Source organism: Methylosinus sp. DMC45 (assembly GCF_056313885.1).
The window spans coordinates 84,974-100,586 of sequence record NZ_JBQUZK010000057.1; the positions used below are offsets into that span (position 1 = coordinate 84,974).

The following is a 15,613-nucleotide window of genomic DNA, read 5'->3' on the forward strand; positions in this document are numbered from 1 at the left end:
CGCTTCCCTGCGCGTCGCAAATGAGCTCCATTTCGAGAAAGATCATGTCCGCCGCCTCGTTCAACGCGCGCTAACGGCACTATATCGATCGATAGGCGGCGGAATAGTCAGTTTTTCTCCAGCCTTCCATGACTCGTTTTCAACGGTCGCCATTCATTCGGCGGCGATGGGGCTGGCGATCACACGCGGTCGCCTGCCCGGGCGCGCATTTGGTTCGGGGGGCAGCGCCGGCCCGCGCAACGCGCCTTCGGGCAAATGCGCCAGCAAGGATTCGAGCAGCATGGATCGCAGATGCTCGAGCGCTTCGCTGCGGCTGTTGGGCGTGAGCAGCAGCGACAAGGGCGTCACGTCGGCGATCGCGGGAAGGCCGCTGCGCGCGTCGAGCACGCAGAGCGAGTCCGGCAATTGAAACGCCGTGCGGACGGTCACGCCGAGTCCGGCTTCGAGCGCCCCCCAAAGTCCGGGGAGGCTGGGACTGGTGAAGGCGATTCGCCATGGCCGACCCGCTGCGTCGAGTTCTCCGATGCCGAAATTGCGGAACATGCAGGGAGCGTCCAGCAGAGCGAGCGGCACCGGCTCCTCGGGACGAGCGACGAAGCCGCGCGGGCCGATCCACGCCACGGGAAGATAGGCGACGGCGTCCGGCTCATCGCAGCCGCCGCCGATCTCACCGAAAACGAGCGCGATATCCACCGCCCCCTGCGCCACCTGCTCGCGAAGATCGCGACTGCGCCCGATGACCGCCTCGAAGACGATATGCGGATATGCGCTGTGAAACGGCCCGAGGACTCTCGTCAGCCACTGATCCGCGAGATCCTGCGGTAGGCCGAGGCGCACGACGCCCGCGACTGCGCCGCCGCGCATCGCTGTCACCGCCTCGTCGTTCAACGCCAGAATGCGGCGGGCGTAGCCGAGGAGCATGTCTCCCGTGTCGGTGAGTGCGACTCCTCGTCCGTTCTTGCGGAAGATCGCATGCCCGATCTGATCCTCGAGCTTCTTCATCTGCAGGCTGATCGCGGATTGAGTGCGGCCGAGGCGGCCTGCCGCTCTGACGAAGCTCCCGAGGTCGGTTGCGACGACCAATGAGCGAAGAACGTCCATGTCGAGGTTAATCGGCAGCATCGTGCAGCCTTTCTTTTGCGACGCGCGAACGCGGCAAATTGCTTTTCCGGGCTGCCCGAGGGCCCGGCAACTCTCCCTATAACTTAACACTCCGACGGACTTTAGTCTACAAGATCGCTCGGCTTTATATATTGTATGTTCCGATTTGCCGCTCGGGGCCGAAAGCTTCGCCATCCGAGGCGCCGACGGACCGGACGGAGAGGCGTCGGAACGGTCCGACCACATCCCGGCGGGTCGAGCGGGAGCGGTGTGCATCCGCGCGACTCACTCTGTGAAGCATTCCTGAGCCGATTAGCTTTTCTCAAGACTCCTATTTGGCGAATGAAATATTCAAAATCGAATAATCTACTAAACTATAGGCTGTATGGCGTTGACCCGCGCGGAACGGGACTCGAAATATCTGTCCATGGAGGCTCGCATGCCCGTCCAGTTCATCGGTTTCGTCCATTATCACGAGACGTCCGAAAGTCTCGAGCCGAAAGGTCCTGAGGTCCAACCCGACTTCGTGCGCGATTTCGCGCGGGTCCAGGAAGACGCCGGTTTCGATCGCGTGTTGATCGGCTATGCTTCGAATGCCGGTGACGGCTTTGTCGTGGCACAGCATGCGGCGGCGCATACGGAGCGGCTAGGAGTGCTCATCGCACATCGTCCGGGCTTCGTCGCGCCGACTGTCGCGGCGCGCAAGTTCGCCACGCTCGACCAGTTCACCAATGGCCGGGTGTCCGTAAATATCATCAGCGGCAGCCACGATATGGAACAGCGCCGTGACGGCGACTACGTGTCGCACGACGAACGTTACGAGCGCACGGCGGAATTCGTCGATGTCTTGAAAGCGACGTGGACCAGCGAAAGACCGTTCAATCACGAAGGACAATTCTACCGTCTGAACGACAATTTTTCCCCGGTGAAGCCGGTGCAGAAACCGCATATTCCAATCTATTTTTCCGGTTCGTCGGATGCGGCGATCTCTGTCGGCGCGCGTGTCGCGGACGTCTATATGTTGTGGGCTGAATCGCTCGCCGGGACGCGCGACCAGATTTTGCGCATCAAGGCCGCCGCAGCAAAATACGGCCGAGCGGATCAGATCCGCTTCAGCCTGTCCGTTCGACCGGTCCTGGCCGATACGGAGAAGGCCGCGTGGGAGCGCGCCGAAAGCATTTTGGCGCGCGCCAAGGCACTGGCCGGCGCGAACAAGGCACCGCTCTCCAGTCTCAGCCGTCTCAAACAAGGCGCTCCCAGCAATGTCGGCACGATCCGTCTACTGCGAACCGCGGCAGAAGGAGCTGTCGTCGACAAGCGGCTGTGGACCGAGATGGTCTCCTTGCCAAATGCGAGCGGCAACACGACCGCTCTGGTCGGGACGCCCGATCAAGTGGCGGAGTCGCTGCTGGATTATTACGAGCTCGGCGTAAGCCAATTTCTGCTACGTGGATTCGACCCGCTTTCCGACGCTGTCGAATATGGCAGAAGGTTGATCCCCATCGTGAAGCAAGAGACTTCCGGTCGCGACGCCGATCGGGCCGTCTCGGCCGCCGAATGACAAAGGGAGCGGCGCGATAACAAATTTGGGCCCAGCGCTATGCTTTCGTATTTTGGATCGATAGACGGCAGCTACCTTTTGGGCCGCTTTCGATAATTCTGAGTGGGGTGAGCATACGGATCGATGCTTCGACGCATTCGCCGATCGCAGATCAGCTTTTCATTCTCAGTGAAATTGGGAGACGGCGTCATGTACGTAGGGCACTTCGCAGCCGGATTGATCATCGTCGCCATGGCGCCGAAAGCGAAGCCGCTTCCGATCTTGCTCGGCGTCGGCCTTCCCGACATCGTGAACGGTTTGGCGGTCATGACAGGCGTCGACCACGTCACGCCGAACCTCGCGAGCGGCCCTTATTTGTATTTCGATTTGACCTTCATCGATTGGGATCATTCCCTCCTCATGGCGACAGTCCTGTCCATTCTCTGGGGCGCGCTGTTTTTTCGTGACCCTCGCTTGGCACTGCTCGCCGGCGTCGCCAGCTTCTCTCATTTCCTGCTCGACTTGCCTTTGCACAACAGCGACCTCGCTCTCTATCCTCACGCGGAGCGCCATCTCGGTGGCGGCCTTTGGGCCGGTCTGGGGATAGGATCCTGGTTGCTGGAAGGCGCTTTTTCCGCAATCCTCGTCGCCGTTTCCTGGCGGCTCGCTGCCAGACGCGGAGTGAGCTTCGCTTGGCCGGCCGCTTTTCTCGGTGCGCTGTTCATCCAATTGTCTCCCTGGCTGTCGCCGACGAAGTTCATCGCCACATTGCCGGAACCGTACACACATCTGCTTCTGGGTCTCGTCATCTCGCTCGGCTTTATCGTGCCGGGCGTCGTTCTCTCCATCCTCGTCGCCAACGCAGAACGAAGAAGTCGGCACGACAACGTCGAAGACGGCATTGTCGTGCTGGCCGAATCGAAGCAATCAGCACTGTGAGCGCGAAGAGCAGACGCCGTCTCGAAACTCTGTCCTTGCAAGAAGTCGAATGAACTCCGGTCCCGAGAAGCGGGAGACGGTCATTATGATCGCAATGAAGAGGCGTAGGCGCCATGACCTTTCAAAAGCCGATTACCCCACAAATTCTCCACAAGGACCTTGCCGACGACGTTTTGTTGAGCGACGTCCGCGCCCTAATTCCGGCTCGCATCGACCGGGAATTGGCAGACCCGGTCGTCCGTGATTGGAGCCCTGAAGACCAGCGACTGTTCTTCAAATCGTATCGATCCGAAGGGCCTCTCTACATTCTTCGAAGCGTTCCTGCATCGATCGATTCGAATACCACTATGCCCCTGTCAGAGTTCGAGCTGAGTCTCCCCGAATTTTATCGTCGAGACGGCGAGCGCCTGCATCTCGTAGCATCGTATCTGCCGGACAGCGTCGAGGAGCTCTTGCGGCGAACTTTTCTGCCCCATGTCACGCCGATGAGCCGCGATGACGCCACGATTTTGGCCGCTAAGCTCACGGAATCGGAACAATGGGCCGGAGCCCGAGTCAATTCGTACAGAATATTAAACGACACCAAAAACTATTTCTTTTATCGCAAATCGCACGAGCATGTGCCCGGCCTTATGCTCATCGAGGTCGCGCGACAAGCCATGTATCATTATTTTTATAGCGCGAGTGGATACGACCGAGGCGAGGTCTCGATCTCCATGTCCGAGCTCGACGTGCGCTTTTCTTCCTATGTCGAGTCGACATACGCGGTCGAGGTCCTGATTACTCAGACAGAAGGCATCGCCCGTAAAACCCCAAAATTCGTGGACAAGACAGCTCGATTTTTTCAAAACGGACGTGAGGTCGCGAGAGTCCGCCTGCAAGGCGGGGCGATGAAAATGCCTTTGTTCAAGCGCATGCGCGTATTGAACTTTCCGGATGACCATTGGTTCGCGCCATCCGATCGGGTACTTCGCGATGTGCTCGTCGGAACCGATGGGCGGCTCTCTTTGCGCGCCGATCTCCAAATGCTCTCGCTGAAAGGCCTTTCCGTCAAAAGCTCGGCCGAGCTGGCGGACATCGGCAACATCAGGAGCGTATCGATTCACATCGACGGAATCGGGTTTCTCTGCCTACCGATCGGCTCGCGTGTCGTGTCGGGAGATCGCATCTTGCTGCAATTCGACACATTGTCTCGCGACCAGTCGATCGCGTTGAAGGAGGCGATCAAATCGCATTTCTTCTTCGTTACGCGGGAAGATTTTTCCTCGACGAGGCTCTACGAGACCAAACCATCGAACTCTGTAGATCAGGCGGCGTCACGCTATGAAGCTATTTCCTGAGGTGAGCGCGCCGCTGAGGCTCGGGCGCCTCAGCCTCAAGAACCGCGTCTATTTCGCGCCAATGGGCCTCGATATGGCCGACGAATGCGGCCGCATGTCCGAGCCGCTGGAGCAGTTCTACAATGGCGTCATCGACGGAGGCAGCGCGATGGTCGTGCTCGGAAATTCGTCCATCGACCCGTCGACTCGCTTGCATGAGCGCGGTCTTTGTCTGCACGATGCGACTCATGCGCGACGGCTCGAGCCGTTGCTCGCCTATGGAGCCTCTCGCAATTGTCCGATCGTTATACAGTTGCAGCATTATGGCGCGCAGGGCAGCACCCGATTCACCGGCCTGCCTCTGCTCGTTCCAAGCGCGCCGAAAAATCATTCACAGCGGGCGCCGGGCGAATATAGGACGTCGCGCATCATGGATGTTCACGACATCGCCGAGGTGCGTCGCCAATTCGTGAATGCCGCGCGTCTCGCGCAAAGCGCCGGCGCCGAAATGATCCAACTTCAGGCGTCGAACGGATATCTCCTGAGCAGCTTCCTCTCGCCGTACACGAATCGACGCGAGGACGCCTATGGAGGATCCGCTTTACGCAGAGCGCGCCTTCTTCTCGAGGTCGTCGATGACATTCACGCCGCGACCCGCGGAGGCGTCGATGTATCTGTACGATTGGGCATCGACGACTGCCTCGGCTCAGAGGGACAAGAACCGCATCTTCTGGGCGGCGTGGTCCGCGCGCTCGAGCGCGTGGGCGTCGCCGCGATCATGTGCTCCATATCCATCCGCGAGACATTTCACTCGCTGATCCATCCGACGCCGGAGATGAGGCGACGGCTGATCGAAGGGGTACGGCATATACGCGCGCAAACGTCATTGCCCGTAGGCTTTGCCGGATTCACGGCGTCGATCGAGCAGGCCGAAAGCCTTCTCGCCGAGCGAACAGCGGATCTGATCGGCATGACCCGCGCGATCTTCGCGGACAATGATCTTGTCGCAAAGTCGCTGGCGGGGAACCAGAGCGCTGTCGAAGCATGTCTTTTCGATGGCGATTGCTTCCGCGATAAAGGCAATCCGGCGCTCGACAGAGTCTATTGCTGCGTGAATCCGAAATACAAGCGCCCGGATCATATTCGGTATGCGTGAGGAGGCGAGTTTGCCATTCGCAGGAAAGATGAGCCTCGTTGTCGGCGGCACGACGGGACTGGGATTCGAGATCGCCAAGAAGCTCGTGGCGCTCCAAAGTCGAGTCGTGATCATGGGGCGTCAAAAAGAGAAGGGCGAAGCCGCAGCGGCGTCCCTCGGCGATCAAGTCCAATTCATTGAATGCGACATCGGCGACTCGCGGCGCGTCGATGACGCCTTCGACGCTCTCGCAGAACGATTCCAATTGCATTTTGCGGTCAACAACGCTGGCGTCACCGGCCTTCACGCGCCGATCAGGAGCATGGATCCGTGCGACTGGGATCGGCTGATTCAAGTGAACTGCAGCGGGCCGTTCTATTGTCTGCGTCGCGAGATCGAGCTCATTCGCCATGGGGCGGGCGGTGCGATCGTGAACGTCTCGTCTTGCGCTGGACGACTCGCCGTCCCCAATCAGGCTGCCTATGTCTCCAGCAAGGCCGCGTTGAACATTCTTACGCAAGTGGCCGCGATCGAAAATGCGACCGATCATGACGGGGGTTTCGCCGTGCGCGTGAACGCTGTAGCGCCCGGACCAATTCTCGGGGGGATGAACACAGTCGAGCGGTTGGCCGCCAATCCGGAAAGCGCGAAGCGAAAAATCGCGGTGACGGCAATGAAGCGCTTCGCGCGTCCCGAGGAAGTTGTCGACAGCATCATTTATCTTCTCGGGCCAGGAGCCGCATACATCACGGGCGCCGTACTCGATGTCGACGGCGGCTATCATGCGGGAAAATTCTGAGAGGCGAGAGTGCGGACAGTTCTCATCACCGGAGTGAGCGCGGGGATCGGGCACGCGCTCGCGAAGCTCTATCTGTCTCGAGGCTTTAGAGTGTGCGGCGTTTCGCGACGCACGCCCTCGGAGCTGGTCGATCATCCGGACATGATCTTCGCCCAATATGATTTGACCCGCTTCGACGGGATCTCAGCAGTGGTCGATGAGCTATTGAACCGTGCCCATATCGCCACGCCAGAGATATTGTTTCTCAACGCGGGTGGATTCGGGCAGCCGCCGCAGCGGGCCGACGAAACGTCGATCGTCGAGTTTCAAGAGATTTTGGCGATCAATCTGGTCGCCGTCAAAGCCGTTCTGGACGCCTGCCTGTCCCGGAGCGAGCGGCCGCGATGCGTGGCGTTTTCGGCGTCGATTTCGGCCATTCGCCCCCGCGCCGGCATGCTGTCCTACGCCGTGTCCAAGGCGGCGCTGAATGCGCTGGCGCAGATCTACGGGATCGAAAATCCGGACGTCTTCTTCGCGGTGCTCGGCCTTTGCAATGTCGACACCAAGGTCGCGAGAACGATCCTGCAGGCCGATGACCGCTTCGATGATCTCGTCGCGCTACGTGGTCGCGCCACGACGATTCCCGGATATCTGTCGTCGCCGGACGAACGCGCGAGGCATCTCGCGGCGATTCTCGAAGAGCGCGCGCAACTCGGATTGCAATCAGGTCGGTTCAAGGAAATTCGTGAATTGACGCATTCTTGTTCGAATTGACATGCAGGCGACGCGCGCATTCACAGACTCGTGGCAAATCGGAGGTCTATCATGTCTCTCATACAGAACGTCGCCGGCACGGCCTTCGTCGCCGCCGAATGTCGCGCCGAGGAAAATCTCGAATCTCATCCTCTCTATCGCGACCCTATCGTGAGTCTGTTTCTCGACGAGGAATCAAAGCGTGCGGCGGATCGCATTTTCGTCTCCTTTCCGCAATGGAAGGCGAGCGTGCGTGTGAGAACGCGCTATGTCGACGATTGGCTCGACCGGCAATTGCAGAAAGGTTTTCGGCAGGTCGTGATCCTCGGCGCAGGACTGGACACGCGTGCGCAGAGAAAGGCTTCGCCTGGCGTCGCCTATTTCGAGATCGACAATGGCTCTACGCTCGCATTCAAAAGTGCCCGTCTTCTAGAGAATGGGATTGATCCAGGTGTGATCTATATTGCTGGCGACTATATCGCGGACGATCTCTCCGAGCTTCTTCGGCGTAATGGTTTCGACTTTTCTCTACCGACGCATTTTATCTGGGAAGGAAACACCGCCTATCTCGACGCCTCGGCAGTCGCGCTCGTTCTCGACGGCATCGCGCAAAACCTGCAACGTTTCTCGGTCTCATTCGACTATGTCGCGCAGGCGCTGATCACCAACGAAACCGGGGATCCGGAGACAGCTGCCGTCGTGGCGCGGTTCGCGGCGATGGGCGCGCCTTGGACATATGGCGTCAGCAACATCGGGGGTCTCGCCGAAAGAATCGGCGCGAAGGTGGCCGATCGATTTTCGATCGCAGAGCTGTTCCGACGCTATTGGCCGGGAAGGACGCCGGATTCGCGAATTTTCGACTATTATTGGATATGCACGCTGGAGGGAGGAAGAGGCGATAATTCTTGAGCGGCGTGGTCGTTTGAGCGGAGCTCGCGCGGATTAGATTTGGCGTATGGCCTCGGCTCGCCTCTCGAGCGAGAACCGAGGCCGCGCCGAGTTCGGCGATAAGCCATTGAGTGGTGGATCGTCGTTGCTCACTTTAAAATTTCTGCTTTGTCGATTGGCGACGACCTCCGGTAAGGTGCGGATCTGCCCGAGATACGAAAGAGTTCGGAGATTTTCGCGCGTTCTCGAAGAAGGGCGTGAGCAGGCCACAAAATTCCCTGCGCCGACGTGTTCGTGATCTCGAGCGCTCACCGTGGAAGACGATTGAACGTGAGGAAAAGCATGTCGGAAATACGCAGCTTGTCGCGCCGCGATCTGCTAGCTCTGATCGGTGCCACAGCGGGGCCAGGCGCCATGACCATGGCGATGTCCAGCCTAGGCCTCGCCGGCGAATCGAGCTATCGGGCGGCGCCGAATCTCTCGGGCGCTCCCCGGGGCGTGCGCGTGCTCGTGCTCGGCGCGGGATTGGCTGGGCTCGTCTCCGCCTATGAGTTGCGGAAGGCAGGTTATGAGGTGGAGGTGCTCGAATATAATTCCCGCGTCGGCGGCCGGAATTGGACGCTGCGCGGCGGCGACGTCTATACGGAGCTCGGCGGCGAGAGGCAGACAGTCGCTTTCGACCAGGGGCTCTATTTTAATCCGGGCCCCTGGCGCATTCCCTATCATCATTATGCGATCCTCGATTATTGCCGCAAGTTCGGAGTCGCCCTCGAGCCCTTCGTGCAGGTCAACCACAACGCCTTCGTGCATAGCTCGAAGGCGCTCGACGGCCGGCCGGTTCGTTATCGAGAGGTGGCGGCCGATTTCCAAGGCTATGTCGCGGAGCTTCTGGCCAAGAGCCTCGGCCAATCCAAGCTCGATCAGGCTGTCGACAAGGAAGACAAGGAAATATTGATTGAGGCTTTGCGAAATTGGGGCGCGCTCGACGAGGAGCTGCGCTATAGAGCGAGCTTCGCGTCGAGCATGAGGCGCGGCTTCGACAAGCCCCTCGGCGGCGGCGTCGACCCATTTCCCACCGTCTCGAAACCGCTGGCGCTCGAGGATATTTTGCGCCCTGGCCTTTGGCAGGCGCTTCTGCCGGGATCGCTCCAGCTGTTTCAGACAACTCTGTTTCAGCCTGTCGGCGGCATGGACCAGATCTCGAAAGCGATTTATCGGGAACTCGGGGATATCGTTCGCTTCGATGCGAAGGTTGTGGCCATTCGCCAAGACGAGCGCGAGGCGCGCGTCGCCTACGAGGATTTACGCACGCGCGGCGAGGTCCGCGAGATCGCCGCCGATTGGGTCGTCTGCACGATTCCTCTTTCGATCCTCAGTCAGATCGATTTCGACGCGAGCGACGCCTTGAAGGCCGGCGTCGCCGCGGTGCCCTATGGAGCCGCGGTCAAGGTCGGCCTGCAGTTCAAGCGCCGCTTCTGGGAGGAGGATGACCTCATCTTCGGCGGAGTGACGACGACCGATCTGCCGATTCATCAGATCGGCTATCCGAACTCAGAATTTCTGGGGAGCGGCAAGGGCGTTCTTCTCGGTGCCTATGTCTTCGGCTCGCCGGCTCTTGAATATACCTCAATTCCGGCCGCCGAGCGGGTGCGGCGCTCGGTCTCGCTCGGCGCTCGTATTCACCGGCAATATCCGGCTGAATTCGAGAATGGCGTCGCCGTCGCTTGGCATCGGGCTCCCTTCGCGCTTGGCTGCGCGGGCCTCTGGAGCGATGCGGCGCGCGCCGAGCATTACAAGAATGTCGCAGAAATCGATGGCCGGCTCGTGCTGGCTGGCGAGCATGTCTCGCTACTGCCGGCGTGGCAGGAGGGCGCGGCGCTCTCCGCACTCGACGCCGTCACTCGTCTACACAAGCGCATTTTGGAGAAAAGCGAGCATGTCGCGGCGAAGCATTAGAAATTTCATCGCTCTGGTCGCTGGAGGCGCAGCGGCTCTCGTCATGCTCTTTTCTTCTGCGAATGCTCCGCGAGCGGCGAGCAGAAACTCACTCTACATCCTTCTTCCCGAGGCGTCTTTCGAGACGGTGCGGGACGGCGGCGAGGTCTATGCGATGATCTGCGCCGGGTGCCACCAGCCGCGTGGCGAAGGAGCGATCGGCGCCGGCCGCTATCCTGTTCTGGCGGGAAGCGCGACGCTCGAGCATTCGGCTCATGCGATAGAAATCGTCCTAGCCGGCAAAGGGGCGATGCCGCCATTCAGGGACCTGCTAGACGACGAGCAGGTTGCTGCAGTTCTGAACTACGCCCGCGGCGCGGCGCTCGGAAACGGTTTTTCACCGAACGTGGAGGCGGCGGACGTGCGGCGGGCACGGCGTTGACGCGGGGCCTTCAATCAGGAGACGAATATGTCGAAGCTTTTAGAAATTCTGTCGATCGGCGCCATCGCAGGGACGCTCGTCTCCTCGACGGTGCGTGCGGAGGAGATCATCCGCTATCCTCTACCGACGCCCATCGTCCCGATCTCGCTCGGCGTCGAGATTCCCGCTGGCAAGACTCTCGTGTTTCTTAGCGGCGCGGTGCCGTTCTCGCTCCCCGACAAAGACGGCAAGACGCTGCCGCCGCCGGTAGGCACGCAAGCGCAAGCGAAATTCACGCTGGAACGCATTCGTCAATCTCTCGAGGCGTTGCATTTGACGCTGGGCGATGTGGTATTCCTGCGAGCCTATCTCGTAGGAGATCCTGCGACGGGCGGGAAACTCGACTTCAACGGCTTCAACGCGGCCTACAAGCAGTTCTTCGGAACCGCCGAGCAGCCGGCTTTGCCGTCGCGAACCGTCGTCCAGGTCGCGGGGCTCGCGAGTCCAGATTTCCTCGTGGAGATCGAAGTCGTCGCTGCGCGCAAGTAATAGCATAGCCGGCGACGGGACACGGCTCGGCTACCACCGCTCCTGGATCACCCGGAAAGTGGTCCCGCTGGGCGGCGACCCGACGGCGGTCTGGGCGCGCCAAAGTTGTGGCCATCTGCAATTTGCCGAATGGCGCGCCGCCAGCGTTTTCGCCTTCGTCGCGTGTCATTCGGCGCGGCGCCTTGACCCCCTATCGGCGTGGAGGCCATAAGAATTTAACGGAGCAATCAAAGGCTTGGTTTCGTGAGGTTAAGGCGTTGAGCCGATTCACACTCATCGGGACCAGCGTGATGGGGCGAAGCGAAGGATTGGGAGAGTTCGGCGAGATCGAGATCGGCTCCGACAAGGAAATCGTGTCGGTCTATTGAGGCGCCGCTCGAAGGCGGGATGGCGCGAATTGTCCGCGTTGTGTCTGGATAGGGTCTTTCGCCTTGGATCATAGAGCGTAAGATGTTCTCCATTCAACGGATGGGAGGATCGAAATGTCCGCTTCCGACACGGCGCTCGTCGTCGTCGACGCTCAGGAATCTTTTCGTCGGCGTCCCTATTGGCGGGACGACGATGCGCGGGCTTTCGTCGGCCGTCTCCAAGCATTGATCGACGGAGCGAAAGCCGTCGCGATCCCGGTCGTCCAGGTCTTCCATGTCGCCGATTCCGGACCATTCGCCGAGAACTCCGGCTTCGTTAGGACGCTAGAGCCGCTCGCCATCGCACCGGATGCGATCTTCCGCAAGCGACGGCACAGCGCGCTCGTCGGCAGCGGGCTCGACGTCTGGTTGATCGAGAATGGCTTGCGCCGCCTCATCGTCTCCGGCATTCGCACGGAACAATGCTGCGAGACGACGACGCGCCACGCTTCGGACCTCGGCTATGCGGTTGATTTCGTCGGCGAGGCGACACTGACATTTCCGATGGCCGACGCCGCTGGACGCGAATGGAGCTCCGCTGAAATTCGGGCGCGCACGGAACTGGTGCTCGCGGGACGTTTCGCACGCATCGCGACGGTCGAGGAGGCTCTGCTTGGGCACCCGGAAGAGATCGCGGCCTAGCGACCGCCCGAGGGCGAAGGACGTCGACGTCTTTGTCGTCGCGCCGCCGCGACTGTTGCTGCTCGACGTCGCGGGGCCGATCGAGGTTTTGCGCAAGGCGAATCTCGAACAGGACGCGGTCCGCTTCAGGGTTGTCTATGTCGGTCCCGCGCCGAGCGTCGGCAGCTCCATCGGCCTCGAGATCGCCGGCGTGGCGCCGCTGCCGGATCGTCTGCCGGATGGCGCGCTGGTCGTCGTTCCCGGCAGCGTCGAGGAGCCGCTCGCGGTCGCGGGCGCAGGCCGCGACGAGGACGTCATTCACGAGTCGGCGATCGTCGATTGGCTCGCGCGCACGGTGCCACCTGGAGTTCGTCTCGTGTCGATCTGCTCGGGCGCGCTGCTCGCCGCGCGCGCCGGCCTGCTCGACGGCCATGCCTGCACGACTCATCACGCCTGCGTCGCCGAGCTCGCGCGCGTCGCGCCCGCGGCGCGCGTCCGCGAGAATCGCCTCTATGTCGAGGACGGAGAGCGCTTCACCAGCGCCGGCGTGACGGCGGGCGTCGACCTCATGCTGCACATCGTCGCGCAAATGGCCGGACATGCGACAGCGCTCGCCGTGGCGCGCCATCTCGTCGTCTATCTGCGGCGCGGTGGCGACGATCCGCAGCTCTCGCCCTGGCTCGAAGGGCGCAATCACATCCATCCAGCGATTCACCGCGCTCAGGACGCCATCGCCGCCGATCCCTCGCGCGAGTGGTCGGTCGAACAGCTGGCGCGCGCATCGGCGACGAGTCCGCGCAACCTCTCCCGCCTGTTCAACGCGCATGCGGGCATGAGCGTCACCGATTATGTGAACCGCATGCGCGTCGCGCTGGCGCGGGAGCTTTTGACCGGCTCGCGTCTCGACATGGAGACGATCGCTGAACGCGCCGGCTTCGCTTCGGCGCGCCAGCTGCGTCGCGCCTGGGGACGCCATCACAATCTCCCGCCGAGCCGAATGCGTGAAGCCGCGAGGGCGACCGAAGAGGCGCAATGAGAACGCCCGGACTGCTCGACATCGCCCGCCCCCGCTGCCGGCGCTGTCGCAGAGTTGTGCGAGAGATGGGCCGGCGACGCTGTAGACGGCGGAAGGGAAATCGCGTCGGGAGTCTTGGCGACGCCGTCTCCGATCGAGCACTCAGCCGAATTTTCGAAATGAGGCCATCGATCAGAAAGTGAGACAAATCTTGCCGAAGTGGGCGCCGTCGCGGATGCGCAGAAACGCGTCTCTGCATTCATCGACCGGATAGGCACAGTCGATGACCGGCTGGATGCGCCGGTCTTCGAACCAGGCGATCATCTCCTCCAGCATGGTTCGCGAGCCCGTCTCGATCCCGTCGAGGCGAAGGTTTTTCTGGAAAATTTCTCCGAGATCGATTTCCGCACGCAGGCCGCCGACCAGACCGACGATGCTGACCGCGCCTCCGATCGCGGTGGCGAGGATCGATTGGTCGAGCGAGGAGGCGCCGCCGATGTCGATCGCGAGATCCACGCCGCGGCCGCTGGTGAGCGTCAGAACCGCTTGGCCCCAATCGGGCTGGTCGCGATAGTTCACTGTCGCCGTCGCGCCGAGCTCGCGCAGGCGAGCGAGCTTCGCGTTCGAGCGCGACGTCGCGATGACTTTTGCTCCGGCGGCGACGGCGATCTGCAGGGCGAACAGGGAGACGCCTCCGGTCCCTTCCACCAGAACCTCGGCGCCGGCGCGAAGCGCGCCGGCCCGCGTGAGCGCATGCCAGGCCGTGAGGGCGGCGACCGGCAATGTCGCGGCCTGCGCATCGGTCAGATAGTCTGGGGCGAGCGTCAGGCCTGACGCATCGAGCAGGACCCGTTCGGCGAAAACCCCATCGGCCGCCGGGCCGCCGAGGCCGCCGCTACGCTTCTCTATGGTCAACGGGCCAGAAATCCAGTTGGGGAGGATCGTGGTCAGCACGCGATCGCCCGGCTCGAGCCGTTCCACGCCCGGCCCGACGGCGATGACTTTTCCGATCCCGTCCGAGCCGAGGATACGCCCATCGGGCGACAGCCAGCGGTCATGTCCCATGGCGACCAACAGGTCACGGTAGTTCAGGCTCACGACGCTGATCTGGACCAGGGCCTGTCCTGGTCCTGGCATCGGCGGCTCAGGCCGCTCCGTCGGCGCCAAATCTTCCAGCCGGTGTGAGCGTGGAACTTCAAGCACGCGCATGGACTTTGCTCCGACCTATTTCCGACGATTGAAACAGGCCCCCACTATCCTCGCCAGACGCCGCCAAATCTACGCGATATGGAAGGCAAATTTTCGGATTTGGCTTATTTATGATGGCGATATTAGATTCTGGCCGAATATGGAACGATCGCCCATGGACGCCATCGACAAACGGATCGTCGGAATTCTCGCCGCAGACGCAAGAATTGCGTTGAAGCAGTTGGCCGGAGCGGTTGGTCTTTCCTCCCCTGCGGTGGCCGAGAGGCTCAAACGCCTTCAAGAGCGTGGCGAGCTGTCAGGCTTCACGGTCGCGATAAACCCTCGCACATTGGGCTATGAGCTACAGGCGATCGTTCGTCTCGACCCGCTGCCGGGGGCCCTCCACATCGTCGAACGCATGATCGTCGAGACCCCCGAGTTCGTCGAATGCGACCGTGTGACCGGGGAGGACTGCTTCGTGGCCCGCCTCTACATTCGTTCGATCGAAGATCTCGACGCCATCCTCGAACGCTTCCATGAGCGCGCCCGAACCGTCACCGCTATTGTAAAATCCCAGCCTGTGCCGCGGCGTTTGCCGCCGCTTTAGGTGGCATTGTGAGGCCGGGGCGTCATAGCGCCAAATCGATCCGATTTCGCGACCCGGACAGGATTTCACTGGATCAGCATAGGGATCGCCCACCGTCGGGCGCTCGATCGGCGTTGCCTTCGCGGGCAGGACTCCGTCCAGTGCGCAGGCCGGGGAGAGGTCGATAAGGAGAAGGAGCGTGATTCGCGCGCGTGTGCAGGCACGGTTTAGGCAGTCCGATTTGCTAATGAGCGGGAGAGTCATCACAATCTCCCGCCGAGCCGCATGCGCGAAGCGGACCACCGAATGGACGCAATGAACGCCCAGCCGGCTCGACAGGTCGCCTCACGGCGCCTGGGGATCCGCGGGATGGCGTCGGCTCGCCACATCGCACAGGCCTCACATCGCTTTGCGAAACGTCAGGCTCACGCGGCAGCG

15 protein-coding genes are annotated in these 15,613 nt (G+C 61.3%); 13 read left to right on the top strand and 2 right to left on the bottom strand.

Annotated features, from left to right (window positions below; genetic code table 11):
- Positions 1 to 153 precede the first annotated feature (153 nt).
- The gene (locus ACT53T_RS22285) at positions 154 to 1,101 is read right to left on the bottom strand and encodes a LysR substrate-binding domain-containing protein (protein WP_476162889.1); all 948 of its coding nucleotides are present in this window, start codon (positions 1,099 to 1,101) and stop codon (positions 154 to 156) included.
- Positions 1,102 to 1,540: 439 nt separating this feature from the next.
- Between ACT53T_RS22285 and ACT53T_RS22290 the strand changes: the two genes are divergently transcribed.
- From ACT53T_RS22290 to ACT53T_RS22345, 12 genes are all read left to right on the top strand, one after another.
- Entirely contained in the window at positions 1,541 to 2,662 is a 1,122-nt protein-coding gene (locus tag ACT53T_RS22290) for an LLM class flavin-dependent oxidoreductase (protein ID WP_476162890.1), read from the top strand.
- A 123-nt stretch (positions 2,663 to 2,785) separates the two neighbouring features.
- Positions 2,786 to 3,580 carry a hypothetical protein gene (locus ACT53T_RS22295; protein ID WP_476162891.1) on the top strand — a complete coding sequence of 265 codons (795 nt, stop codon included), beginning with the start codon at positions 2,786 to 2,788 and terminating at the stop codon, positions 3,578 to 3,580.
- Positions 3,581 to 3,693: 113 nt separating this feature from the next.
- Positions 3,694 to 4,920: an AfsA-related hotdog domain-containing protein gene (locus tag ACT53T_RS22300; protein WP_476162892.1), complete on the top strand. Its 1,227-nt coding sequence runs from the start codon at positions 3,694 to 3,696 to the stop codon at positions 4,918 to 4,920.
- Positions 4,904 to 6,055, top strand: a complete 1,152-nt coding sequence (locus ACT53T_RS22305) for an oxidoreductase (protein ID WP_476162893.1) — start codon at positions 4,904 to 4,906, stop codon at positions 6,053 to 6,055. The genes ACT53T_RS22300 and ACT53T_RS22305 overlap by 17 nt, the downstream gene beginning before the upstream one ends.
- 28 nt (positions 6,056 to 6,083) lie before the next feature.
- On the top strand, positions 6,084 to 6,833 hold the full coding sequence (locus ACT53T_RS22310; protein ID WP_476162894.1) for an SDR family NAD(P)-dependent oxidoreductase: 750 nt from the start codon (positions 6,084 to 6,086) through the stop codon (positions 6,831 to 6,833).
- Between the two features lie 9 nt (positions 6,834 to 6,842).
- Positions 6,843 to 7,586 carry an SDR family NAD(P)-dependent oxidoreductase gene (locus tag ACT53T_RS22315; protein WP_476162895.1) on the top strand — a complete coding sequence of 248 codons (744 nt, stop codon included), beginning with the start codon at positions 6,843 to 6,845 and terminating at the stop codon, positions 7,584 to 7,586.
- A 51-nt stretch (positions 7,587 to 7,637) separates the two neighbouring features.
- The gene (locus ACT53T_RS22320) at positions 7,638 to 8,474 is read left to right on the top strand and encodes a class I SAM-dependent methyltransferase (RefSeq protein ID WP_476162896.1); all 837 of its coding nucleotides are present in this window, start codon (positions 7,638 to 7,640) and stop codon (positions 8,472 to 8,474) included.
- Positions 8,475 to 8,873: 399 nt separating this feature from the next.
- Positions 8,874 to 10,409, top strand: coding sequence for a flavin monoamine oxidase family protein (locus ACT53T_RS22325; protein WP_476162897.1), 1,536 nt, complete (start codon positions 8,874 to 8,876; stop codon positions 10,407 to 10,409).
- A 43-nt stretch (positions 10,410 to 10,452) separates the two neighbouring features.
- Positions 10,453 to 10,830, top strand: a complete 378-nt coding sequence (locus ACT53T_RS22330) for a c-type cytochrome (protein WP_476162898.1) — start codon at positions 10,453 to 10,455, stop codon at positions 10,828 to 10,830.
- Between the two features lie 27 nt (positions 10,831 to 10,857).
- Positions 10,858 to 11,358, top strand: a complete 501-nt coding sequence (locus ACT53T_RS22335) for a RidA family protein (protein ID WP_476162899.1) — start codon at positions 10,858 to 10,860, stop codon at positions 11,356 to 11,358.
- Positions 11,359 to 11,840: 482 nt separating this feature from the next.
- Positions 11,841 to 12,407 (top strand): isochorismatase family protein, encoded by a 567-nt coding sequence (locus ACT53T_RS22340; RefSeq protein ID WP_476162900.1) that lies wholly within the window; start codon positions 11,841 to 11,843, stop codon positions 12,405 to 12,407.
- Between the two features lie 55 nt (positions 12,408 to 12,462).
- Complete coding sequence (locus ACT53T_RS22345) at positions 12,463 to 13,422, top strand: GlxA family transcriptional regulator (RefSeq protein WP_476162901.1); 960 nt, start codon at positions 12,463 to 12,465, stop codon at positions 13,420 to 13,422.
- Positions 13,423 to 13,593: 171 nt separating this feature from the next.
- Here ACT53T_RS22345 and ACT53T_RS22350 read toward each other — a convergent pair whose 3' ends face one another.
- Positions 13,594 to 14,538: a zinc-dependent alcohol dehydrogenase family protein gene (locus ACT53T_RS22350; RefSeq protein ID WP_476162902.1), complete on the bottom strand. Its 945-nt coding sequence runs from the start codon at positions 14,536 to 14,538 to the stop codon at positions 13,594 to 13,596.
- Positions 14,539 to 14,764: 226 nt separating this feature from the next.
- On the opposite strand from ACT53T_RS22350, the gene ACT53T_RS22355 reads away from it, so the two are divergent.
- Positions 14,765 to 15,196 (top strand): Lrp/AsnC family transcriptional regulator, encoded by a 432-nt coding sequence (locus tag ACT53T_RS22355; protein WP_476162903.1) that lies wholly within the window; start codon positions 14,765 to 14,767, stop codon positions 15,194 to 15,196.
- The last annotated feature ends 417 nt before the right edge of the window (positions 15,197 to 15,613 follow it).

Coding starts and splice junctions, on each gene's coding strand:
- ACT53T_RS22300 (WP_476162892.1), top strand. CDS start 3,694: ATGACCTTTCAAAAGCCGATTACCCCACAAATTCTCCACAAGGACCTT.
- ACT53T_RS22290 (WP_476162890.1), top strand. CDS start 1,541: ATGCCCGTCCAGTTCATCGGTTTCGTCCATTATCACGAGACGTCCGAA.
- ACT53T_RS22340 (WP_476162900.1), top strand. CDS start 11,841: ATGTCCGCTTCCGACACGGCGCTCGTCGTCGTCGACGCTCAGGAATCT.
- ACT53T_RS22285 (WP_476162889.1), bottom strand. CDS start 1,101: ATGGACGTTCTTCGCTCATTGGTCGTCGCAACCGACCTCGGGAGCTTC.
- ACT53T_RS22350 (WP_476162902.1), bottom strand. CDS start 14,538: ATGCCAGGACCAGGACAGGCCCTGGTCCAGATCAGCGTCGTGAGCCTG.
- ACT53T_RS22320 (WP_476162896.1), top strand. CDS start 7,638: ATGTCTCTCATACAGAACGTCGCCGGCACGGCCTTCGTCGCCGCCGAA.
- ACT53T_RS22325 (WP_476162897.1), top strand. CDS start 8,874: ATGGCGATGTCCAGCCTAGGCCTCGCCGGCGAATCGAGCTATCGGGCG.
- ACT53T_RS22335 (WP_476162899.1), top strand. CDS start 10,858: ATGTCGAAGCTTTTAGAAATTCTGTCGATCGGCGCCATCGCAGGGACG.
- ACT53T_RS22295 (WP_476162891.1), top strand. CDS start 2,786: ATGCTTCGACGCATTCGCCGATCGCAGATCAGCTTTTCATTCTCAGTG.
- ACT53T_RS22305 (WP_476162893.1), top strand. CDS start 4,904: ATGAAGCTATTTCCTGAGGTGAGCGCGCCGCTGAGGCTCGGGCGCCTC.
- ACT53T_RS22355 (WP_476162903.1), top strand. CDS start 14,765: ATGGACGCCATCGACAAACGGATCGTCGGAATTCTCGCCGCAGACGCA.
- ACT53T_RS22310 (WP_476162894.1), top strand. CDS start 6,084: ATGAGCCTCGTTGTCGGCGGCACGACGGGACTGGGATTCGAGATCGCC.
- ACT53T_RS22330 (WP_476162898.1), top strand. CDS start 10,453: ATGCTCTTTTCTTCTGCGAATGCTCCGCGAGCGGCGAGCAGAAACTCA.